22 protein-coding genes are annotated in these 22,112 nt (G+C 69.3%); 12 read left to right on the top strand and 10 right to left on the bottom strand.

Annotated features, from left to right (window positions below):
- Positions 1–211 precede the first annotated feature (211 nt).
- The 7 genes from ruvX (at position 212) to topA (ending at position 8,379) form a co-directional block, all read left to right on the top strand.
- On the top strand, positions 212–676 hold the full coding sequence (gene ruvX / locus VGE03_RS14060; protein ID WP_331047125.1) for a Holliday junction resolvase RuvX: 465 nt from the start codon (positions 212–214) through the stop codon (positions 674–676).
- Complete coding sequence (locus tag VGE03_RS14065; RefSeq protein ID WP_331047101.1) at positions 673–1,596, top strand: AEC family transporter; 924 nt, start codon at positions 673–675, stop codon at positions 1,594–1,596. Before ruvX ends, VGE03_RS14065 begins: the two co-directional genes overlap by 4 nt.
- A gap of 23 nt (positions 1,597–1,619) precedes the next feature.
- Positions 1,620–2,600 carry an aspartate carbamoyltransferase catalytic subunit gene (locus VGE03_RS14070; RefSeq protein WP_331047102.1) on the top strand — a complete coding sequence of 327 codons (981 nt, stop codon included), beginning with the start codon at positions 1,620–1,622 and terminating at the stop codon, positions 2,598–2,600.
- Entirely contained in the window at positions 2,597–3,883 is a 1,287-nt protein-coding gene (pyrC, locus tag VGE03_RS14075) for a dihydroorotase (protein ID WP_331047103.1), read from the top strand. Before VGE03_RS14070 ends, pyrC begins: the two co-directional genes overlap by 4 nt.
- 83 nt (positions 3,884–3,966) lie before the next feature.
- Positions 3,967–4,605, top strand: coding sequence for a glycerol-3-phosphate 1-O-acyltransferase PlsY (plsY, locus tag VGE03_RS14080; protein ID WP_331047104.1), 639 nt, complete (start codon positions 3,967–3,969; stop codon positions 4,603–4,605).
- Positions 4,602–5,681, top strand: coding sequence for a DNA-processing protein DprA (gene dprA / locus VGE03_RS14085; protein ID WP_331047105.1), 1,080 nt, complete (start codon positions 4,602–4,604; stop codon positions 5,679–5,681). Before plsY ends, dprA begins: the two co-directional genes overlap by 4 nt.
- A gap of 79 nt (positions 5,682–5,760) precedes the next feature.
- Complete coding sequence (topA, locus tag VGE03_RS14090; protein ID WP_331047106.1) at positions 5,761–8,379, top strand: type I DNA topoisomerase; 2,619 nt, start codon at positions 5,761–5,763, stop codon at positions 8,377–8,379.
- 8 nt (positions 8,380–8,387) lie between these two features.
- On the opposite strand, the gene VGE03_RS14095 is transcribed toward topA, so the two are convergent.
- The 3 genes from VGE03_RS14095 to VGE03_RS14105 all read right to left on the bottom strand — a co-directional run bounded on the left by VGE03_RS14095 (position 8,388) and on the right by VGE03_RS14105 (position 10,426).
- A complete protein-coding gene (locus VGE03_RS14095; protein WP_331047107.1) occupies positions 8,388–8,807 on the bottom strand; it encodes a molecular chaperone DnaJ in 420 nt (139 codons plus the stop codon).
- Positions 8,804–9,643, bottom strand: coding sequence for a division plane positioning ATPase MipZ (locus VGE03_RS14100; RefSeq protein WP_331047108.1), 840 nt, complete (start codon positions 9,641–9,643; stop codon positions 8,804–8,806). Before VGE03_RS14100 ends, VGE03_RS14095 begins: the two co-directional genes overlap by 4 nt.
- 111 nt (positions 9,644–9,754) lie before the next feature.
- Entirely contained in the window at positions 9,755–10,426 is a 672-nt protein-coding gene (locus tag VGE03_RS14105) for a hypothetical protein (RefSeq protein ID WP_331047109.1), read from the bottom strand.
- A gap of 75 nt (positions 10,427–10,501) precedes the next feature.
- Here VGE03_RS14105 and panC point away from each other — a divergent pair, with 75 nt between their 5' ends.
- Positions 10,502–11,356 carry a pantoate--beta-alanine ligase gene (gene panC / locus VGE03_RS14110; RefSeq protein WP_331047110.1) on the top strand — a complete coding sequence of 285 codons (855 nt, stop codon included), beginning with the start codon at positions 10,502–10,504 and terminating at the stop codon, positions 11,354–11,356.
- 108 nt (positions 11,357–11,464) lie between these two features.
- Here panC and VGE03_RS14115 read toward each other — a convergent pair whose 3' ends face one another.
- The 5 genes from VGE03_RS14115 to rpiA form a co-directional block, all read right to left on the bottom strand.
- Complete coding sequence (locus tag VGE03_RS14115; protein WP_331047111.1) at positions 11,465–12,238, bottom strand: chorismate mutase; 774 nt, start codon at positions 12,236–12,238, stop codon at positions 11,465–11,467.
- Between the two features lie 227 nt (positions 12,239–12,465).
- Positions 12,466–13,050: a prephenate dehydratase domain-containing protein gene (locus VGE03_RS14120; RefSeq protein WP_331047112.1), complete on the bottom strand. Its 585-nt coding sequence runs from the start codon at positions 13,048–13,050 to the stop codon at positions 12,466–12,468.
- 4 nt (positions 13,051–13,054) lie between these two features.
- Positions 13,055–14,428: a class II 3-deoxy-7-phosphoheptulonate synthase gene (locus VGE03_RS14125; protein ID WP_331047113.1), complete on the bottom strand. Its 1,374-nt coding sequence runs from the start codon at positions 14,426–14,428 to the stop codon at positions 13,055–13,057.
- A 215-nt stretch (positions 14,429–14,643) separates the two neighbouring features.
- Positions 14,644–16,041: a glutathione-disulfide reductase gene (gor, locus tag VGE03_RS14130; protein WP_331047114.1), complete on the bottom strand. Its 1,398-nt coding sequence runs from the start codon at positions 16,039–16,041 to the stop codon at positions 14,644–14,646.
- A gap of 34 nt (positions 16,042–16,075) precedes the next feature.
- The gene (gene rpiA / locus VGE03_RS14135) at positions 16,076–16,759 is read right to left on the bottom strand and encodes a ribose-5-phosphate isomerase RpiA (RefSeq protein WP_331047115.1); all 684 of its coding nucleotides are present in this window, start codon (positions 16,757–16,759) and stop codon (positions 16,076–16,078) included.
- Between the two features lie 68 nt (positions 16,760–16,827).
- On the opposite strand from rpiA, the gene VGE03_RS14140 reads away from it, so the two are divergent.
- On the top strand, positions 16,828–17,298 hold the full coding sequence (locus tag VGE03_RS14140) for a hypothetical protein (protein ID WP_331047116.1): 471 nt from the start codon (positions 16,828–16,830) through the stop codon (positions 17,296–17,298).
- A gap of 34 nt (positions 17,299–17,332) precedes the next feature.
- On the opposite strand, the gene glmU is transcribed toward VGE03_RS14140, so the two are convergent.
- Positions 17,333–18,682 (bottom strand): bifunctional UDP-N-acetylglucosamine diphosphorylase/glucosamine-1-phosphate N-acetyltransferase GlmU, encoded by a 1,350-nt coding sequence (gene glmU, locus VGE03_RS14145; RefSeq protein WP_331047117.1) that lies wholly within the window; start codon positions 18,680–18,682, stop codon positions 17,333–17,335.
- 67 nt (positions 18,683–18,749) lie between these two features.
- On the opposite strand from glmU, the gene VGE03_RS14150 reads away from it, so the two are divergent.
- Positions 18,750–19,463, top strand: a complete 714-nt coding sequence (locus VGE03_RS14150; protein ID WP_331047118.1) for an HAD-IA family hydrolase — start codon at positions 18,750–18,752, stop codon at positions 19,461–19,463.
- On the opposite strand, the gene VGE03_RS14155 is transcribed toward VGE03_RS14150, so the two are convergent.
- A complete protein-coding gene (locus VGE03_RS14155) occupies positions 19,430–19,837 on the bottom strand; it encodes a helix-turn-helix domain-containing protein (RefSeq protein WP_331047119.1) in 408 nt (135 codons plus the stop codon). The two genes, VGE03_RS14150 and VGE03_RS14155, sit on opposite strands and share 34 nt — an antisense overlap.
- Before the next feature lie 105 nt (positions 19,838–19,942).
- Between VGE03_RS14155 and VGE03_RS14160 the strand changes: the two genes are divergently transcribed.
- Both VGE03_RS14160 and VGE03_RS14165 read left to right on the top strand, forming a co-directional pair.
- The gene (locus VGE03_RS14160) at positions 19,943–20,695 is read left to right on the top strand and encodes an SDR family oxidoreductase (protein WP_331047120.1); all 753 of its coding nucleotides are present in this window, start codon (positions 19,943–19,945) and stop codon (positions 20,693–20,695) included.
- 91 nt (positions 20,696–20,786) lie between these two features.
- Positions 20,787–22,076, top strand: a complete 1,290-nt coding sequence (locus tag VGE03_RS14165; protein ID WP_331047121.1) for a dicarboxylate/amino acid:cation symporter — start codon at positions 20,787–20,789, stop codon at positions 22,074–22,076.
- The last annotated feature ends 36 nt before the right edge of the window (positions 22,077–22,112 follow it).

Here is a 22,112-nt window from a genome sequence, read left to right on the forward strand (position 1 = left end):
CGGCGGCGCGGACGGCGTGGCCGCGGGCGCGCCGGGCGCGGGCGCATCGGCCGGCGGCGAGGCGGCGTTCTCGGGCCCCGGATCGCAGGCGGCCAGACCCAGCAGAACGGCGGCGAACAGCATCGGACGCTTCATCGAACTCTCCCCGTATCGACGATCGGCGGGAGGATTGCACTTTGACTTCGGCGACCGCCAGTCCTACCGCGACATCGTGACTGTCCTGACCCTCGAAGAACTGGCCGAACAGACCCCGCCCGGAACGCCGTGGCTGGGGCTGGATCTGGGCGAGAAGACCATCGGCGTGGCCGCGTCCGACGCCACCCGCATCATCGCCAGCCCGCTGCAGCTGATCCGCAAGACGAAGTTCACGGACGACGCCAATGCGGTGCTGAAGCTGATGGACAGCCGCAAGGCCTCGGGTCTGGTGATCGGCCTGCCGCTGAACATGGACGGCACCGAGGGCCCGCGCGCCCAGTCCTGCCGCGCCTTCGCCCGCAATCTGCAGCGCCTTCGCGAGGTGCCGGTGACCTTCCAGGACGAGCGGCTGTCGACCACGGCGGTCGAACGCTTCCTGATCGACGAGCTGGACCTGACCCGCAAGCGCCGGGCCGACGTGGTGGACCGCACCGCGGCCGCCTGGATCCTGCAGGGCGCGCTGGACCGCCTGCGCGGATGATCGGCCTGCTCGCCGGCATCGTGCCGGTCTTCTGCCTGATCGCCATCGGCTACGGGCTGAGAAAATCCGACTTCCTGCCCGACGCCACCTGGCGGCCGATCGAGAAGCTGTCGATCAACCTGCTGTATCCGGGCTTCCTGATCCCGGCGATCTGGAACGCCGACCTGTCCGGCGGTGGCGCGGGGGCGGCGGCGGGCGCGGCGGTGACGGCGGTGGTCATCGTCGGGGCCTGCGCGCTGCTGGCCAAGCCGTTCCTGACGATCGAGGGCCCGGCGTACACCAGCGTCTTCCAGGGCGTGATCCGCTGGAACAGCTTCGTCTTCCTGCCGGTGATCCAGGCGACGTTCGGCGCCGAGGGGCTGGCGCTGGCGGCGGTGATGATCGCCTCGATCATCCCGGTGACCAACATCGCCTGCGTGGCCGTGCTGGCGCGCTGGGGCGCAGACCAGCGGGGCGTGTCGCCGCTGGCCCTGACGAAGGCCATGCTGGCCAATCCGATCCTGGTCGCCTGCCTGACCGGGCTGGCGCTGAATGTCCTCAAGGTGCCGCCGATCCCGGGCGTGTCCGATACGCTGGAGCTGCTGGGCGCGGCGGCCCTGCCGCTGGGGCTGATCGTGGCCGGCGCGGGCCTGAGCTTCGCCGAGGTGGCGCGGCGCAAGGGGACCATCGCGGCGGTGACCTTCGTCAAGCTGGGCATCATGCCGCCGCTGATGTGGGGCCTGTGCCTGCTGTACGGCGGCGATCAGACGGCGCAGGGCGCGGCCCTGCTGTGCGGCGCGGCGCCGGGCGCGGCGGCGGCCTATCTGCTGGCCCGCCAGATGGGCGGCGACGCCCCGCTGATGGCCGGGATCGTGGCCTCGACCACGGTCGGCAGCGCCCTGTGCATTCCGATCCTGCTGGCGCTGTTCCATTTGGTCTGACGACAGCCTATAGGCGGGCCTCGATGACCCAGCCCGATGTCACCGACCTGATTCACGAACGGCTGGCGCCGTTTCCCCGCGACCATTTCCTGTCCGCCGGCGATCTGAACGCCGCGACCGTCCCGCCCCTGCTGGACCTCGCCGACGCCTTCGTCGACTTCAACCGCCAGTCCGCCAAGTCGCTGGACATCATGCGCGGCCGGACGGTGATGAACCTGTTCTTCGAGAACTCGACGCGGACCAGCGCCTCGTTCGAGATCGCGGCCAAGCGGCTGGGCGCGGACGTCACCGCCCTGTCGCCCAAGACCTCATCGGTGGCCAAGGGCGAGACCCTGATCGACACCGCCGCCACCCTGAACGCCATGAAGCCGGACGTGCTGGTGGTGCGCCACTCGGCCTCGGGCGCGGCGGCCCTGCTGTCGCAGAAGGTCGGCTGCGCGGTCGTGAACGCGGGCGACGGACGCCATGAGCACCCGACGCAGGCCCTGCTGGACCTGCTGAGCCTGCGCCGGGCCTTCGGCGATGTCGGCGGCCTGACCGTCGCCATCTGCGGCGACGTCGCCCACAGCCGCGTGGCGCGTTCGAATGTGGCCCTGCTGTCGATGATGGGCGCGCGGGTGCGACTGATCGGCCCGCCGACGCTGGTGCCCGGCGACGCCGACCGCTGGGGCTGTGAGGTCTTCCACGATATGAAGGACGGCCTGCAAGGCGTTGATGTCGCAATGATGCTGCGCCTGCAGCTGGAGCGGATGGAGGGCGCGCTGGTGCCCTCGACCCGCGAGTATTTCCGCTTCTGGGGTCTGGACCGCGAGAAGCTGGCCTGGGCCAAGCCCGGCGCCAAGGTCATGCACCCGGGGCCGATGAACCGGGGTGTCGAGATCGACTCGGACGTGGCTGACGACCTGTCGGTCTCCCTCATTCAGGACCAGGTCGAGATGGGGGTCGCCGCGCGCATGGCCGTGCTGGCCGCCCTGTCCGTTCGCCGCGAAGGAGGCCTCGCATGACCGCCCTCGCCATCCTGAACGCCCGCCTGCTCGATCCGGCGACCGACTACGACGGCCCCGGCGCCCTGCTGATCGTCGACGGGGTGATCACCGAGGTGATCCACGGCGTCCACACCGCCATTCCGGAAGGCGTCGAGGTCATCGACGCGGGCGGCCTGTGCCTGGCGCCCGGCCTGATCGATATACGGGTCAAGACCGGCGAGCCGGGCGACGAGCCCAAGGAGACGCTGAAGTCGGCCAGTCTGGCGGCGGCGGCGGGCGGGGTGACCACCATCGTCGTCCAGCCCGACACCGATCCGGCGATCGACGACCCGGCGATGATCGACCACATCCAGCGGCGCGGCGCGGCGCTGGACCTCGTCAACGTCCGCGCGGCGGGCGCGGCGACCAAGGGGCGCGACGGCCAGCGCATGGCCGAGATCGGCCTGATGGACGAGGCCGGCGCCCTGTATTTCACCGACGGCGACAGGGTGATCGCCAACAGCCGCACCCTGCAGCGGGTGATGAGCTACGCCGCCGCCTTCAACGCCCTGATCGCCTGCCGCCCGGCCGATCCCTGGCTGAGCGAGGGCGCGGTGGCGACCTCGGGCGAACTGGCGACCCGTCTGGGCCTGTCGGGCGTGCCCGCCATCGCCGAACGCATCCAGCTGGAGCGTGATCTGGCGCTGGTCGAACAGACGGGCGCGCGGTTCCTGGTCGACCAGATCTCGACCGAGGGCGCGCTGGAGACGCTGGCGCGGGCGCGCGGCAAGGGGCTGGAGGTCGCCGCCTCGGTGTCGATCAACCACCTGTGCTTCAACGAGCTGGACATCGGCGACTACCGCACCTTCTACCGTCTGGACCCGCCGCTGCGCACCGAGAGCGACCGGCAGGCGCTGATCGAGGCGGTGCGCGACGGGCTGATCGACGCCATCACATCCGCCCACGCCCCGGCCCCGGCCGAGGACAAGCGCCGTCCGTTCGGCGAGGCCGCACCGGGCGCCGTGGGTCTGGAGACCCTGCTGCCCGCCGCCCTGAGCCTGCACCATGAGGACGGACTGGACCTGCTGGACGTCCTGCGTCCCCTCACCGCCGGCCCGGCGGGCCTGCTGGGGCTGGACGCGGGCGTGCTGAAGGCGGGCGCCCCGGCCGATCTGATCCTGTTTGACGCCGGCGCGCCGGTGGTCATCGACGCCGACCGCCTGAAGTCCAAATCCAAGAACTCGCCGTTCGACGGACGACGCCTGCAGGGCAAGGTCATCGCGACCTTCGTCGGCGGACGCCGGGTTTTCGAGACCCGCTGACGGGCAAGCCCCGAATCAGCGGAAACTGCGCTGAAACACGCGCGAAGGCGTGATACACACGCACTGGCTGTATGGGGGTTGAATTGCAGGATCTGGTCGGACCCGCTCTCGGGACGCTCGCCCTCGTGGCGGTCGGCGGCTACCTGCTGGGCTCCATCCCGTTCGGGGTGGTGCTGACCCGCGCCGCCGGCGCCGGTGACGTCCGCAACATCGGCTCGGGCAACATCGGGGCCACCAATGTGCTGCGCACCGGCCGCAAGGATCTGGCGCTGGCCACCCTTGTGCTGGACGCCGGCAAGGGCGCCGCGGCCCTGCTGATCGCCCGTTGGCTTTTCAACAGCGAGGTCGCCGGCGCGATCGCGGGCGGCGCCGCCTTCCTGGGCCACCTGTTCCCCGTCTGGCTCGGCTTCAAGGGCGGCAAGGGCGTGGCCACCTTCTTCGGCCTGCTGCTGGCCGCCGCCTGGCCGCTGGGCCTGCTGGCCGGCGCGACCTGGATCGTTGTGGCCGCCCTGTTCCGTATCTCGTCGCTGTCGGCCCTCGTGGCCTCCGTGGCGACCCCGGCCTACGCACTGCTGCCGGTGGCGGCGCTGGGCCTGCCCGCGCCTCACGCCATCCTGCTGCTGGCGGTCTTCACCGCCGTGCTGATCTGGATCCGGCATGCGGACAACATCGGCCGCCTGCTCAAGGGGGCCGAGCCCCGGATCGGCGCGAAGAAGGCGTGAGCCTGACGCGGGCAGAACGTTTCGCCCGCCTGCGGCTCGCCCGCACCGACCGCATCGGTCCCGTCACCTTCCGCCAGCTGCTGGATCGTTTCGGCAGCGCCGAACGCGCCGTCGACGCCCTGCCCGACCTGATCCGCAAGAGCGGCGCGGGACACGCCCTGCCCTCCATCGACCGCATCGAGGACGAGATCGCCGCCGGGGACCGGATCGGGGCGCGGCTGATGGTTCTGGGCGACGACGGCTATCCGGAGATGCTGGCCGCCGTCGATCCGCCGCCGCCGGTTCTCTGGACCCTCGGCGATCCCGACCCGATGCAACGCCCCTGCATCGCCATCGTGGGCGCCCGTATCGCCTCGGCGGGCGGACAGCGTATCGCCCGCGGTCTCGCCCAGCAGCTGGGAGAAGCCGGGCATGTGGTGGTGTCGGGACTGGCGCGCGGCATCGACGGCGCGGCCCATACCGGGGCCCTGCCGACCGGCACCGTGGCGGTGCTGGGCGGCGGAGTGGACGACGTCTATCCGCCGGACAACGCCGGGCTCTACGCCCAGATCGTCGAACAGGGCTGCATCGTCTCTGAAAGCCCGGTCGGTCACCGGGCGCAGGCGAAGGACTTTCCCCGCCGCAACCGCATCATCTCCGGCCTGTCGCGCGGGGTAGTCGTGGTCGAGGCCGAGATCAGGTCGGGCTCGCTGATCACAGCCCGGCTGGCCAATGAGCAGGGGCGCGACGTTTTCGCGGTGCCGGGATCGCCGCTGGACCCGCGCGCCCGGGGGCCGAACGAACTGCTGCGTCAGGGCGCCATCCTGTGCGAGGGGCTGGAGGATATCGAACGGGAGTTCGGCCGTCCCCGCGCCGTGCGCGAACCGCCGACGGACAATCCGTTCGAGGGCGCCCCGGACGCGGTGGACGCGGCCCTGATCGAGCGGGTCGCCGCCCTGCTCTCCCCCACGCCGACGCCGCGCGACGAACTGGCGCGGGCCGCCGGAGCGCCGGTCGGAGATGTCGCTGCGGCCCTGCTGGAACTCAGTCTGGCGGGGCGTGCGACGCTTCTTCCGGGCGGAATGGCCTCGCTTTGATCGCCCTTTGCTCGCCTCCCGATTGACAGCGGGGCCCGGGCCAACCACGTTCCCGCCCCTTCGAAAGGCGCCTCCCCTAATGAATCTCGTCGTCGTCGAAAGCCCCGCGAAGGCCAAGACTATCAATAAATACCTCGGCTCGGACTACACGGTCCTGGCGTCGTACGGTCACGTCCGCGACCTGCCGTCGAAGGACGGCTCGGTCCTGCCGGACGACGACTTCGCCATGACGTGGGAGGTCGACGCCAAGGCCTCCAAGCGACTGAGCGAGATCGCCGAGATCGCCAAGAAGTCCGACCGCGTCATCCTGGCGACCGACCCGGATCGCGAAGGGGAAGCGATCAGCTGGCACCTGCTCGAGGTGCTGCAGAAGAAGAAGGCGCTGAAGGACACGACCGTCCAGCGCGTCACCTTCAACGCCATCACCAAGTCCGCCGTTCTGGAAGCCATGGCCGCCCCGCGCGACGTGGACATGGAGCTGGTCGAGGCCTATCTGGCGCGCCGCGCGCTCGACTATCTGGTGGGCTTCACCCTGTCGCCCGTGCTGTGGCGCAAGCTGCCGGGCGCGCGCTCGGCCGGTCGGGTGCAGTCGGTCGCCCTGCGCATCGTCGTCGATCGCGAGATGGAGATCGAGAAGTTCCGGGCCCAGGAATACTGGTCGGTCGAGGCCGATCTGGCCGCCGACAGCCCGCCCTTCACCGCCCGTCTGGTCAAGCACGCCGGCAAGCGGGTGCAGCGTCTGGACATCATCTCGGAAGCCATGGCGACCGCCGCGCGCGACGCCATCAACGCCGGTGTCTTCACGATCAACTCGGTCGAGAAGAAGCCGGTGCGGCGCTCGCCCAGCCCGCCCTTCATGACCTCGACCCTGCAGCAGGAAGCCTCGCGCAAACTGGGCTTCACCGCCCAGCGCACCATGCAGGCGGCGCAGAAGCTGTATGAAGGCGTGGACGATCAGGGCGGCCTGATCACCTATATGCGGACCGACGGCCTGTACGTCAGCCCGGAGGGGATCGCCCAGGCGCGCGAGGTTATCGCCCAGCGCTACGGCCCGGCCTACGTTCCGGAACAACCCAAGCATTACAAGACGAAAGCCAAGAACGCTCAGGAAGCGCACGAAGCCATTCGTCCGACCAACATGACCCGCGCGCCCGAGACCCTGCGTCTCGAGAGCGACCTTCAGCGGCTTTATGAACTGATCTGGAAGCGCACCATCGCCAGCCAGATGGAGTCGGCCAAGCTGGACCGCACCACGGTCGAGATCGAGGAGCCGAGCGGCCAGACCGCCCTGCGCGCCACCGGTCAGGTGGTGACCTTCGACGGCTTCATGGCCGTCTATGAAGAGGGCCGCGACGAGAAGCAGAAGACCGGCGAGGACGACGAGGACGACACCACCCGCCTGCCCGCGCTGAAGGAAGGGTCGACCGCGAAGGTCGAGGCCATCCGCACCGAGCAGCACTTCACCGAGCCGCCCCCGCGCTATTCGGAAGCGACCCTGGTCAAGAAGCTGGAAGAGCTGGGCATCGGCCGTCCGTCGACCTACGCCTCGATCCTGACGACCCTGCGCGACCGCGAATACGTCCGCGTCGACAAGAACCGCTTCTATCCCGAGGACAAGGGACGGCTGGTCACGGCCTTCCTGGAGCAGTTCTTCCGCAAGTGGGTCGAGTACGACTTCACCGCCGCGCTGGAGACGCGCCTCGATGAGGTGTCGGCGGGTGAGCTGAACTGGAAGGTGCTGCTGCGCGACTTCTGGACCGACTTCCACGCGGCCACCTCGGCCGCGGGCGAGCTGCGCACCACGGCCATCCTTGACGCCCTGAACGAGTCGCTTGGGCCGCACATCTTCCCGATGAAGGAAGACGGCTCGGATCCGCGCGAATGCCCGCTGTGCCATCAGGGCCAGCTGAGCCTGAAGACCAGCCGCTTCGGCGCCTTCATCGGCTGCTCGCGCTATCCGGACTGCAAGTACACCCGCCCGGTTGCGGCCCCTGACGCCGACGGCGGCGGGGCGGACGGCGGCGACCGCACGCTGGGCAATGACCCGGCGACGGGCCAGCCGGTCGAGCTGAAGATCGGCCGCTTCGGGCCCTATGTGGAGACCATGCCGCTGGATGCGGACAAGCCGAAGCGCTCGTCCCTGCCCAAGGGCTGGAGCCCGGCGTCGATCCAGCTGGAACAGGCCCTGCGCCTGCTGGCCCTGCCGCGCGAAGTCGGCGTCCACCCCGAAGACGGCAAGATGATCACGGCCGGTCTGGGCCGCTACGGCCCCTTCGTGCTTCACGCGGGGACTTACGCGAATGTGTCTGACATCGAAGAAGTTTTCGAAGTCGGCATCAACCGCGCCGTGGCCCTGCTGGCCGAGAAGCGCGCCGGTCGTCCGGGCCGGGGCGCGGCCACCGCGCCGCTGAAGGAACTGGGCGAGCACCCCGAGGACAAGGCCCCGGTCCAGGTCATGGCCGGCCGCTTCGGCCCCTATGTGAAGTGGGGCAAGGTCAACGCCACCCTGCCGAAGGGCACGGCGCCGGAAGACATGACGCTGGAGGCGGCGATCCCGCTGCTGGCCGAGCGCGCGGCCAAGGCCCCGCCGGCGAAGAAGAAGGCCGCCCCGAAGAAGGCCGCGGCGCCGAAGAAGACGGCTGCGAAGAAGCCCGCCGCCAAGAAGGCTCCGGCGAAGAAGAAGGCGGCGGAGGAGTAATCCTCCGCCTACCGCTTCAGCAAATGATCCCGCGCGGCGTTGACCCGCGCGGCCAGTCCCTGGGTGCCGCCCTGATCGGGGTGCGCGCGGGCCATGACCTTCTTCCAGGCAGCATTGATCTGGGCCTTTGAGGCGTCAGCCGAAACGCCCAGAATGGCGCGCGCCTCACCATCGGTCATGCCTTCCGCCCGGGGCGCGACGGCGCGCTGGCGGGAGGCGACGGTCAGCCAGAGCGAGGCCGCCACCAGACCGCCGCCCAGCACCCATGAGCCCTTGAACAGGGCCAGCAGGCCGCCGGCGAACATGACGGCGCTGAACAGGGTGGCGGTGACGCGCCAGTGGCCCCGCCCGGCCCGCTCGCCCTGACGGCCGAGCCGGATCAGGGCCCAGACGGCGACCGCCGCCAGGACCAGCCAGAGCGGGCTCAAGCGGCCGCGTCGAGCGGGTTGTCGAGCGAACCGCCCTCCAGGCCGAGCGCCTGCATCAGGTTGCGCAGCTCCTGACGGGCCGCGACGTGGGCCAGCGACACGGCCACCGGACGCACGTCATTGGACAGGTCGGCGACGGTCAGGCCGAAGGGGAAGAGTTCGCGATAGATGACCCGGTCACGCAGGCCCGGCCCCATGCGGAAGCCGACCCGGCGGGCCAGCTTCTGCATCCGCTCTTCCAGACGGCGGCGGTTGCGGGCCTCGGCCACGGCCAGGCGGTTGGTGACCACGATCCAGTCGATGGTGGCGTTGCGGCCCTGGGTGATCGCCCGGTGCTTGCGAGCCTCCCAGACGCTTTCCGAATAGATGGACGGCTTGAGCAGCTCCAGCGTCACCGGGTCCACCTGCCCGAGCAGGTCGAAGTCGACGAAGCTGTCGTTCATCGGGGTGACGATCTGGTCGGCCAGCCCGTGGGCCGTGCGCGACAGCACGGTGTCGCCGCCCGGGGTGTCGATCAGGATGACGTCGGCGGTGGCGCGCGCCTCGGTGAAGGCGGCCTCGAAGCGGGACAGTTGCTCGGCCTCATCGGCCTTGGCCAGGGCCTTGCCGTCGCCCATGTCCGGCTCGCTCGGCATCGGCAGGCTGTGACCGTTGGCGGCGGCCCAGGCGAGCCGGTTGGCGAAGAAGCGGCTCAGCGAGCGCTGGCGCAGGTCCAGGTCGATGATGGCCACGCGCTTTCCGGCGTGGAGCAGGCCCGTGACGATGTGGATGGCGAGCGTCGACTTGCCCGCCCCGCCCTTTTCGTTGCCGACGACGATGACCGTGGGGTCAGCCATGGAGTTCAATCCTGAAGCGGCCGCCGACTCAGGCGCGGCCCGTTAACGCGGAGGTTCCTCCCGCCGGGACCGCGCGTCAACGAACGGCGGATCAGGCCTGTGGATGTGCTGTCACGCCTGACGACGGCACCAGGGATCGTCGATCCCGGCGGCGGCGCACAGGGCGGCGGCGCCCGCGGCGGGGGCGCGAACCTTCAGCCGGACCAGATCGCGGCCGTTGACCGAGACCGCCTCGAACGTCGGGTTCAGCCCGTCGAGGGCCCAGCCCGCGGCGCCCGACTTCAGACGCGCCCAGGCCGCGCGGGCCGACTGCTCGCTGGAGAAGGCGCCCAGCTGGACCAGACCGCCCGAACGGCGCGGTTCGGCGGCCGCGACCGGACGGGGCGCGGGCTCGACGACGGCGCGCTCAAGGCGCGGTTGGCGCAGCGCGGGCCGGTCGACGGCCTGCTGCACCCGGGCCGCGGCCTCGTCCGCCACGGCCTCGACGACCACGGGACCGGCCTCGCCCATGGCGCCGTAGCGGGCGTCCCACAGGGCCATGTCGTCCAGCACCTCGACCCGCAGGGCCTTGCGCAGTCCGCTTTCACGCGGCGCGGCGGCTTCAGCGGCCTGCACCGTCGGCGGCTCCGGCTCGGCGGGCGAAGACCCGTCCAGCGGCAGGCCGGCGATGTGGTCGGCGAATTTCTCGAAACGGTGCGGGTCGCTTTCGACCATGCCGCAAGCGCTGACGCTCGCGGTCAGGAACAGGGCCAGCACTGGACGGATCAGGAGGCTCGGCGTCATAAGCCACACCCTACCCGGCAGCTTTTGCCGTACGGTTCACAGACACGCCTAACGCGGAAGGTTAATCCGTTCACCATGCCCGACACCCTTCCCCTGCCCGTCGCCCGCACCATCGCCGACCTGCGCGAGACCGTAAGCGGCTGGAAGCGTCAGGGGTTCACCGTCGGATTCGTTCCGACCATGGGCGCGTTGCATGACGGCCACCTGTCGCTGGTGCGCGAGGCGAAGCGGCGGGCGGACAAGGTGGTGACCAGCGTCTTCGTCAATCCGACCCAGTTCGCCCCGACCGAGGACCTGGACGCCTATCCGCGGCAGGAAGGCCGCGACGCCGAACTGTTGGCGGGCGCGGGCTGCGACCTGATGTACGCCCCGGCGGTGGCCGAGATGTACCCCGGCGGCGTGACGACCACGATCAGCGTCGGCGGCCCGGCTGAGGGGCTGGAGGGCGCCTTCCGCCCGCAGATGTTCGGCGGGGTGGCGCTGGTCGTCTCCAAGCTGCTGCATCAGGTGCAGCCGGACCTGGCCGTGTTCGGCGAGAAGGACTGGCAGCAGTTGATGGTGGTGCGCCGGATGGTTCGCGATCTGGACATGCCCGTGGAGATCGTCGGCCTGCCGACCGCGCGCGACGGCCATGGCCTGGCCCTGTCCAGCCGCAACGCCTACCTGTCCGAGGCCGAACTGGAGATCGCCCGCAAGCTGAACGGCGTGCTGGCGGAGGCCGGGATCAGGGCTCGGGACGGTTCGGTCGTGGCGGCTGAACAGTGGGCCGAGGGCGCGCTGAAAGCCGCGGGCTTCGACAGCGTGGACTATGTCGCCATCCGCCGGGCCGATGATCTGTCGGTCTTCGACGGCGCGATGGACGCCCCTGCCCGCATCCTCGCGGCGGCGAAGATCGGGCGGACGCGTTTGATCGATAATATGGCGGTCTGAAGGGAGGGATTAGGGACTAGGGATTAGGGATTAGTCGACTGAGTTTGGCGCTGACGCCGGGTCGATCCGCAATCCACCTAGTCCCTAATCCCTAGTCCCTAATCCCTATCAGCCCACCGCCCCGACACAGCCTTCCGCACCGCCGACGCTGAGCGGGGCGTCGGTCAGGGACAGGGTCCAGCCGTGGTGGGTGGCGAGGCCCTGACGGCGGATGCCGCCGCCGTCACCCGCGTCGCCGCCGACGTCGACGATGACGCGCCGGCCGTTCGGCAGGGCTGCGGGATCGATCTTGCCCACGGCCAGGGCGGTCGGGATGTCGCCGCCGAAGCCGTCGAAGACGCTGAGACCGGTCCATTCACGGCGCAGGCCCGTCCACCAGGCGTCCTCGGTGTTGATGGCCAGGACGGCGACGCCGTGGCCCTCGGCGGCCCACTTCAGCGCGGCCTGCGGATCACGCACGGCGCGCATGTCGGCGGCGGCGCCGAAGCGCAGGCGGGCGCCGTCGAAGGCGCGGGTCGGCTCGATCGGCGACCAGACCTGCACCTGCATCCGGCCCTGACGGGCCAGGCCCCAGCCGACGATCTGACGCCACAGGCTCTCGACGGCCTCGCGGTTCTCGGGATCGGCGGCGGCGACCAGACGGTCCAGCACCATCTTCTCGCGGTCGGGGCGCAGTTTGACGTGGGGGCCGGCGGGAGCGTCCTTGGCCTTGCCGACGCGGGCGGCGATGGCGAGGCGGCGCTCGAACAGCGCCAGCAGCTCGTCGTCGAGCAGGTCGATCTCATGGCGCAGGGCGGCCAGCGCCATGTGTTCAGGCGACAGGTCAGCCGGATTGGTCATGGACGACGGCCAGACCTGTTGCAGGGAAGCGGATTGGGACACGGGGAAGAGACTTTCGATTTCGATACGGCATGAAGCTTTTGCGAGCCGCCGCCCCTAACGGGACGGTCGCCGGCGAGGCCGTCAGGACGCAGCGCCTGACGCCTCAGCCGGCGTATCGAAAGCCGTAGAAATACAGGTCCGCGGCCGCGGTGAAGCGGGCGAAAGACGTCGCAGCAATGGCTTGCGAGGGGACCATGAGCGTCAAAAGCCGCAACATTCGTGCGCGGTCAAGCGATTCCGGCGCTGAGCAGGACGAAACGCGTCCGGTTATCACTGGAATCCTGAATGTCGTTGCGCAGAATCGACAGGTCGTAGACCTCGGCCGCCCGGGCCGGAGCGACGGCGGCGCGGGTCGGATCGTCCGCCTCGGCCACCGCGCGGGCGGCGCCGGCGGTGTCGAAGGCCTCGACCGCCGTGACGCCCAGCGAGGCCAGCGAGGCCGGGCACTGGCCCAGCGCAGCGGGGTGGCTCTCGGCGGTCTTCACGGTCCGCAGGCTGGCCCCGTGCGGGGCCATCAGCGCCAGACGGATCGGCCGCCAGGCCTCGGACACCACCGTCAGGCCGGATTGCTCGATCAGGGTCGCGGCGGGCTCCACCCGGCCAATGGTCGAGTTCTCGACCGGGATCAGGGCGGCGCCGATCTCACCGGCCTTCAGGGCGGCGATGACCTCCGCGAAGGTCTCGAAGGCGACTGGCTCGTCCCACGGACGCAGGTCGAGGCAAGCCTCGTGGCTGAACGCCCCGGGCGCACCCTGATAGCCGCAGCGACCGGGCGCCGCGTCATCGTTCTCGGGGCGCCCGACGCCTTGCATGAGATCAGGCGGCCTTCGACCGCGACTGGCGACCGGCCTTGAGCCGTTCGGCGACCAGGAAGGCCAGCTCCAGCGCCTGATCCGCGTTCAGGCGCGGGTCGCAGTGGGTGTGATAACGGCTGGACAGGTCATCCTCGGTCAGGGCCTGCGCCCCGCCCAGGCATTCGGTCACGTTCTGGCCGGTCATCTCGAGGTGCACGCCGCCGGGGTGGACGCCCTCGGCCTCGGCCACGTCGATGAAGGTGCGGACCTCGGTCATGATCCGGTCGAAGGGCCGGGTCTTGTAGCCGTTGTCAGCCTTCAGCGTATTGCCGTGCATCGGGTCGATCGACCAGATGACGCGCTTGCCCGCGTCCTTGACCGCCTTCATCAGACCCGGCAGGCGCTTGCCGACCTTGTCGTGACCGAAACGGCCGATCAGGGTCAGGCGGCCCGGGGTGTTGTCCGGGTTCAGGGCGTCGATCAGCGGCAGCAGGTCGTCCGGCTCCATGGTCGGGCCGCACTTCACCCCGATGGGGTTCTTGATGCCGCGCATGAACTCGACGTGGGCGCCGTCCAGCTGGCGCGTGCGCTCGCCGATCCACAGCATGTGGGCCGAGGTGTCGAACCATTCGCCCGAACCGCCGTCCAGACGCGTCAGCGCGCTCTCGACGTTCAGCAGCAGAGCCTCGTGCGAGGTAAAGACCTCGACGCGGCTCAGGTCCGGATGGGTCTCGGGCGTGACGCCGACGGCCTCCATGAAGGCCAGGGCCTCGGTGATCTTGTCGGCCAGCTCGCGGTACTGGTGACCGGCGGCGTTGTCGCCCGCGAAGCCCAGGGTCCAGCGATGGATGTTGTACAGGTCGGCGTAGCCGCCGCCGGCGAAGGCGCGCAGCAGGTTTAGCGTCGAGGCCGACTGGTTGTAGGCCTTGATCAGACGCTGGGGATCGGGAACCCGCTCCTCGGCGGTGAAGCCCATGCCGTTGATGATGTCGCCGCGGTAGCTGGGCAGCTCGACGCCGTCGATCATCTCCACGCCCGACGAGCGCGGCTTGGCGAACTGGCCGGCGATGCGGCCGACCTTCACCACCGGCTTGCGGCCCGCGAAGGTCAGGACCACGGCCATCTGCAGGATCAGGCGGAAGGTGTCGCGAATATTGTCGGTCGAGAACTCCTTGAAGCTCTCGGCGCAGTCGCCGCCCTGCAGCAGGAAGGCGTTGCCCGCCTCGACCTCGGCCAGCTTGGACGTCAGACGCCGCGCCTCGCCCGCGAACACGAGCGGGGGCATGGCCCGCAGTTCATCCTCGACACGGTGCAGGGCAGCCATGTCGGGATAGTCCGTCGGCATCTGCACAACGGGTTTCTGTCTCCAGCTCTCGGGGGTCCAGCGCGTACTCATGCCGCCAAGATAGGCCGTTGAAACGGCCGGGACAACGCGGCGAGTTGGCTGAAATGCGCCGTGTGACCGGGAAAGCACCGGGGATGTGAAGTGATTAGTGGCTAGTGATTAGTGGATGGCAGCGGATCAGCCGGTTCAGAACGACATTCGCCCGCAACGCCGTGACCCACTAATCGCTAGCCACCAACCACTTTCAGGCAGGCCATTTCCGGCCATCAACCGGCCGACATATTCCCCGGATGCTGCTTCTCGCGCAGGGTCACCAGTTCCTCGGCCATGGTCGGGTGGACGGCGCAGGTGGCGTCCCACTGGGCCTTGGTCAGGCCCGCCTTTACGGCGATGGCGGCCAGCTGGATCATTTCCGGCGCTTCGGGGCCGACGATGTGGACCCCGACCACCTTCTGGCTGGTGGCGTCGACGACCAGCTTCATCAGCACCCGCTCGTCGGAGCCGGTGAAGGCGTACTTCATCGGCCGGAAGCGGGTCAGGTAGATATCCACCTCCCCCGGGCAGGAATGGCGGGCCTCATTCTCCGTCAGGCCGACCACGCCGACCGGCGGCTGGCTGAACACCGCCGTCGCGACCGCCTCGTAGTCGAAGGCCTGCGGATTATCCCTGAAGACGGTCTGGTGGAAGGCGACCGCCTCGCGGATGGCGACGGGCGTCAGGTTCATCCGGTCGGTCACGTCGCCGATGGCCCAGATGTTGTCGACGTTGGTCTTCGAGAAGCCGTCGACCTTGATGGCCCCCTGTTCCGTCAACTCGACGCCCGCCTTCTCGAGGTTCAGCCCCTTCACATAGGGGATGCGCCCGGTGGCGAACATGACGACGTCCGTCTCCAGCGTCATGCCGTTGCCGAGGCGGTTGAGCAGGCCGGTCCCGGTCTTCTCGATGGACTCGTGCTGGCAGCCCAGGATCACCTTGATGCCGCGCTTCTCGATCTCGCCCGCCAGATGGGCGCGCACGTCGTCGTCAAAGCCGCGCAGGATATTGGGGCCGCGGTAGATCAGGGTCGTCTCGACGCCCAGGCCGGCGAAGATGCCCGCGAACTCCACCGCGATATAGCCGCCGCCCGCGATCAGGATGCGCTTGGGCAGTTCGGGCAGGTGGAAGGCCTGCTCCGAGGTGATGGCGTGCTCGATGCCCGGCATGTCCTCAGGGACCCACGGACGCCCGCCGGTGGCGATCAGGATCTTGTCGGCGGTGATCTCGCGATCCACCGAGCCGTCCTTCTTGAGGATCTGGACGGTGTGGGCGTCCTTGAACACGGCGCGGCCGTGGACCAGATCGACGCCCGCCTTGCCCAGGTTCGCGGCATAGATGCCCGACAGGCGCGCGATCTCGACGTCCTTGGCCTCCAGGAAGGTCGGCCAGTCGAACTTGGCGTTATCGAAGGACCAGCCGTAGCCCTCGGCGATGTGCAGGTCGTGGCTGACCTCGGAGGCCATGACCATGAACTTCTTCGGCACGCAGCCCTGAATCACGCAGGTGCCGCCGACGCGATACTCCTCCGCGATGGCCACCCGCTTGCCGCCCAACGAGGTCAGCCGCGCCGCGCGCACCCCGCCCGAACCGGCGCCGATGACGAAGAGGTCGTAGTCGTAGTCGGCCATGTCAGGCTCCGTTATTCGAGCGGAGTAAGTGGGATTACGGCAGCAGCACCTCAACCCCGTCGTCCGTGCCGATGATGGCTTCGTCGGCGAGGTCGAGGAACAGGCCGTGCTCGACCACGCCGGTGATCAGCTTCAGGTCGTCGGCGAGGCGGACCGGATCGTGGATGGCGCCGCATTTGGCGTCATAGATCAGATTGCCGCCGTCGGTGCGGACCAGACCGCGCTCGGCCATGCGGACGCGGGCGGGCATGTCGATCTCATGGTCGGTCAGGACGTCGGCGATGCGGTTGCCGGTGGTCTTGTGGCCGAAGGCGACGACCTCGATCGGCAGGGGGAACTGGCCCAGCACCGGGACCACCTTCGCCTTGTCGGCGATGCAGATGCAGCGGGTCGAGGCCTCCCACACCAGCTTTTCGCGCAGCAGGGCCGCGCCGCCGCCCTTGATCAGGGCCAGGCCGGGACCGACCTCGTCGGCGCCGTCAACGGTCAGGTCGATGCGCGGCGTGTCCTCCAGCGTCGACAGGGTCAGCCCCAGCTCGCGGGCCAGCTCGGCGGTGGCTTCCGAGGTCGGGACGCAGCGCAGGCCCTCCAGCTTGCGCGCCGCCAGCGCCTTGACGAACCACGCCGCCGTCGAGCCGGTGCCCAGCCCCACCACCATGCCGGGCTCGACCCGCAGGGCGGCGGCTTCACCGGCGTTCTTCTTCTGGAGGTCGGACATGGTCGGCTCGCTTGCGGGTGGGAGGGATTCGCGGCTAGCAGGACGGGGCTTTATCGGGGGATGGGACGATGTGGAAGCAGGCGAAGGCAACTACCGCCGTCGTGCTGGCCGGAACCGCGCTTGCGATGGCCGAGCCGACACGCGCCAACCCTGATCCAACGACCGCAAGGATCACCTTCTTCCAGGGCGCACCGGTCGGCCTCACGGGGTTCAAATGGACCAACGAGCTGTCCTACAGCTTTGAAGGTTTTGATCGTCTCGAGCGTATCCGCAGTGACTCGCCCTTAAGGCTGCTCGGCGTTCAGCAGAACCGCCGCGACCCGGACCTGCCACTCATGATCGAGGCCGGGCGACGGGTGTATTTCGAGGCCGAAATCGCGAACTGGCGCGCAAGGTGCTCGACCGCCTTCAGCTTCATTCCCTCGCCCGGCGCGGCCTATCGCATCGCTCCAGAGCGTTCGGAGAGCGGCGACTGCACGCCAAACGTCATTGATGCGAGCACCGGGGTCGCGCCGACTTCGCTCGAAGTCCGACCATAGCGCTCCACAAGGGGGCGATCCGGTCTCCCCCGCATCATCCCCGCGCCTTCTTCGCCCGCATCATCTCCATGAACTTGGTCGCCCAGCCCGTCTTTGCTGTCTGCGGCGCGCGGGCGAGGCCGAGGTCGCCCGGAGCCACGTCGGCGGTGATCACCGAGCCCGAGCCGACCATGGCGCCCGCGCCGATGGTGACCGGGGCGACCAGAGAGCTGTTCGAGCCGACGAAGGCCCCCTCGCCCACCACGGTGCGGTGTTTGAAGAAGCCGTCGTAGTTACAGAAGATCGTCCCGGCGCCGATGTTGGCCTTGGCCCCCACCTCGCCGTCGCCCAGATAGGCCAGGTGGTTGGCCTTGGCGCCCGCGGCCATCGAGACGTTCTTCACCTCGACGAAGTTTCCGATCTTCACGCCCTCGGCCAGTTTCGCGCCCGGACGCAGGCGGGCGTAGGGGCCGACCTCGGCGCCGCCGGCGACCGTCGCGCCTTCGACATGGCTGAAGCTGCGGATGCGCGCGCCGCCCGCGATCTTCGCGCCGGGGCCGAAGACGACATAGGGCTCGATGGTCGCACCGCCGCCGACTTCGGTGTCCCACGAGAAGTGCACGGTCTCGGGTGCGGGCATGGTGACGCCGGCGGCCATGAAGGTCTCGCGCTGGACCTTCTGGAACAGGGCCTCGGCGACGGCCAGTTCAGCCTGGGCGTTGACGCCCATGACCGAGTCCTCGGCGGCCATGACGGCGCGGGTCGGGGCGCCGCGCTTGCGGGCCAGTTCGACCACGTCGGTCAGATAGTATTCGCCCTTGGCGTTGTCGTTCTTCACCTCGGCCAGCAGTTCGAACAGCAGGCCCACCGGCGCGGCCATGACGCCCGAGTTGCAGGTCGTGATGGCGAGAACCTCGGCCGACGCCTCCTTGGCTTCGGTGATGGCGGTCAGGGTGTCGCCGTCCATGACCAGACGACCGTAGGCGCCCGGGTCGCGGGCCTCGAAGCCGATGACCCGCACGCCCTCGCTCTCGCCGAAGACCGGCTCGATGTCCGAGGCGCGCAGCAGGGGCACGTCGCCGTAGGTGATGACCACCTGCCCCTTGAAGTCGCCCAGCACGGCCTCCGCGGCGCGCACGGCGTGGCCGGTGCCCGCCGGCGGGTCCTGCACGGCGATGGCGTCCTCGCCCAGCCGCTTGACCACATGGGCGCGGACTTCCGGCGAATGGGAGCCGACCACCACCACGATCCGCTCGCAGCCCAGGGCCTCGGCGGCGTCGATGGCGTGATCCAGCATGGCGCGGCCGCCGACCGGGTGCAGCACCTTGGGCAGCGGCGACTTCATGCGCGTGCCCTGCCCGGCGGCGAGGATGATGGCGGCGCGGGCTTCGGTCTGGGTGGTCATGAATCGGTCCGGTCGATAGTCAGGCCCAAGGTTTAGACCATCCAAACCGGCGACGGGAGACAGCCCCATGACGACGCGCGACCTCGACGGCTGGACCGTGGCCTTCGATCTGGACGGGACGCTGGTCGAGACGCACGAGGATCTGGTCGGCACCCTGAACCGCATGCTGGTGAAGCACGGCCTGCCGGAAGCGCCGATGGAGAGCGCGTCCGAACTGATCGGCGGCGGGGCGCGGGCCCTGCTGCAGCACGGCTTCGAGCGGGCGGGCGCGAGCTGGAACGAGGCCCACGCCCCCGCCCTGTTCGAGGAATTCCTGGCCGACTACGTCGAGCACATCGCCGACCACTCGAAGCCCTTCCCCGGGGTGGTGGAGACGCTGGAGCGGCTGGCGGCGCGCGGGGCGATCCTGTGCGTGGCGACGAACAAGCGGACGGACCTGTCTGAAATCCTTCTGGAAAAGCTGGACCTCACCCGGCATTTCGCGGCCATCGTCGGGCCGGACAAGGTCAGCGCCCGAAAGCCGTCGGGCGCGCATCTGATCGAGGCCGTTCGCATGGCCGGCGGCGATCCGGCGCGGGCGGTCATGGTCGGAGACGCGGCCCCGGACACGGGCGCGGCGCGCGACGCGGGCATGCCCTGCATCGTCTGCACCTTCGGCTACAGCCCGATCCCGCACGCCGACCTGGGCGGCACGGTGCTGATCGAACGCTTCGATGAGATCGAGGCTCTGGTCGCGGACTTCGCCGCTCAGCCCGCAGCCTTGGCCGCGTCGAAGGCCTGACGCGCGGTCTCGATCCGCTCGAGATTCTTCTCGGCCCAGATCCAGACGCCGCAGAACGCCTCCGACAGGGTGAAGCCCAGATCGGTCAGTCGGTACTCCACGCGCGGCGGGATGACCGGATGGACCGTGCGGATCAGCAGGCCGTCGCGCTCCATCTGGCGCAGGGTCTGGGTCAGCATCTTCTGGCTGATCCCGCCGCTCAGTTCGCCGATGCGGGTGAAGCGCAATTCGCCGTGCTCGGTCAGCACCTCCAGCACGATCATCGTCCATTTGTCGGCCACCCGGCCGATGACGTCATTGACCAGCGCCTCCACGCGCGGGTCCAGCGGCGGATAGTCGGGACGAATGTGGGCCGGAGCGCCTTCAGCAGCCATAACTTTCCTTTCGGTAAGTACAGCACATTTTGGTGCCTACTTTCTGATGGAGAGTGTCGGGTATAGATGAACGCCCATCGGACTTCCAGACCAAGGAGCATTCCCATGGACACCCGCAACGACACCATCCTGATCACCGGCGGCGGCTCGGGCATCGGCAAGGCCATGGCCGAGGCCCTGCATGCGCGCGGCGCCAGGGTCATCATCGCCGGTCGCCGTCGTGACGCGCTGGAAGCGGTCGCCGCCGCCAACCCCGGCATGGCGGTCGAGACGCTGGACGTCGCCGACGCCGCCGACGTGACCGCCTTCGCCGCCCGCGTCATCGCCGCCCACCCCGACCTGAACGTGGTCATCAACAACGCCGGGATCATGCAGGCCGAGGACCTGACGGCCGACGCCATCGACCTGTCGGTCGTCGAACAGACCATCGCCATCAACCTGCTGGGGCCGATCCGGCTGACGGCGGCCCTGCTGCCCCACCTGAAGTCGAAGGCCTCGGCCACCGTCGTGACGGTGTCGTCGGGCCTGGCCTTCGTGCCGCTGGTCCTGACCCCGACCTATTCGGCGACCAAGGCGGCGATCCATTCGTGGAGCCAGTCGCTGCGGACCCAGTTGAAGGACACTTCGGTCGAGGTGCTGGAGTGGGCCCCGCCCGCCGTCGCCACCGACCTGATGCCCGGCCACGCCGCCAATCCGAACTCGATGCCACTGGCGGACTTCACCGCCGAAAGCCTGTCGCTGTTCGAGGCCGGCGGCGCGGATGAAATCCTGGTTGAGCGGGTCAAATTCCTGCGCGGCGCCGAGGCCCGCGGCGACTACGCCAAGGTCTATTCGATCCTGAACGACGGCGCCCACTGAGGCGAAAGCAGCCGGATCGTCGCCTTCACGGTTGCGGTTCGGCCCCATCGTTAACATGTTGAACGGCCCTGCCCTCCCCAAGGCCGCTCGCATGCTCCGTCGCTTCTTCGCCATCCCGCTCTGGCAACGCACCGCCGCGGGCTTCGCGCTCGGCATCCTCGCGGGCCTGATCCTCAGGGAGCACGCCGAGACCTGGCTGGAGCCGATCGGCGACGTCTACCTGAACCTGATCCGCATGGTGGTGGCGCCGCTGGTGCTGTTCACCATCGCCAGCTCGATCGCCAAGCTGGGCGAAGGCGTGGGCGCGGTGCGGCTGGCGACGCGGACCGTGGTCTGGTTCGCCATCACCTCCCTGCTGGCGGTGCTGGTCGGCTTCGCGGTCGGCCATCTGGTCAATCCGGGCCTCGGCCTGTCCGACCTGCCGCTGGGCACGGTGCGCGAGCGGGAGATCCCCACCCCGCTGGAAGTCCTGATCGGCATCGTCCCGACCAATCCCTTCACCGCCCTCAGCGAGGGCAAGGTGCTGCAGATCATCTTCTTCTCGGCCCTGGTCGGCGCGGCGCTGGTCGCGCTCGGTGACCGGGCGCAGGGCGTGCGGCGGCTGGTCGACGAGGGCGCGGCTGTCGTCTTCCGCATCACCCGCTGGGTGATCCAGCTGACTCCCATCGGCGTGTTCGGCCTGATCGGCTCGGTCGTCGGCGGCTACGGCTGGGAGGCCCTGCTGCCGCTGGGCAAGTTCATCTTCGCCATCTACGCGGCCTGCCTGTTCCACATCCTGATCGTCTATTCCGGCCTGCTGAAGCTGCACGGGCTGAAGGTGGTCAGCTTCTTCCGCGGCGCCTTCGCGGCCATGCAGACGGCCTTCGCCACCTCGTCGTCGCTGGGCACCCTGCCGGTCACCCTGCGCCAGACGGTCGAGCGGCTGGGCGTGCCCCAGGCCTACGCCGCCTTCGCCGTGCCCCTGGGCGCCAGCGTCAAGATGGACGGCTGCGGCGCCATCTACCCGGCCATCGCCTCGATCTTCATCGCCCAGTATTTCCAGATCGACCTCAGCCTGACCCAGTACGTCCTGATCGGCCTGACGGCGGTTCTGGGTTCGCTGGGCACCGCGGGCGTGCCGGGCACCTCCATCGTCATGCTGACCCTGACCCTGTCCACCGCCGGCCTGCCGCTGGAGGGAATCGGCTACATCGTCGCCATCGACCGGATCATCGACATGATGCGCACCGCGACCAATGTGACCGGCCAGATGCTGGTGCCGGTGCTGGTGGCGAAGGAAGAAAACATCCTCAACGAGGACGTCTACGATGGCCGCGTGGCCTGGCTTCCGGGCGATCCGGACGCGGAATCCGCCGAGACGATGAAGGCTTCGGGAATCTGACGCTTGCACCATCGGGGAGGTCGGGCTATGTCCCCC

Source organism: Brevundimonas sp. (genome assembly GCF_036400995.1).
In the GTDB taxonomy this organism is placed as follows: Bacteria; Pseudomonadota; Alphaproteobacteria; order Caulobacterales; family Caulobacteraceae; genus Brevundimonas.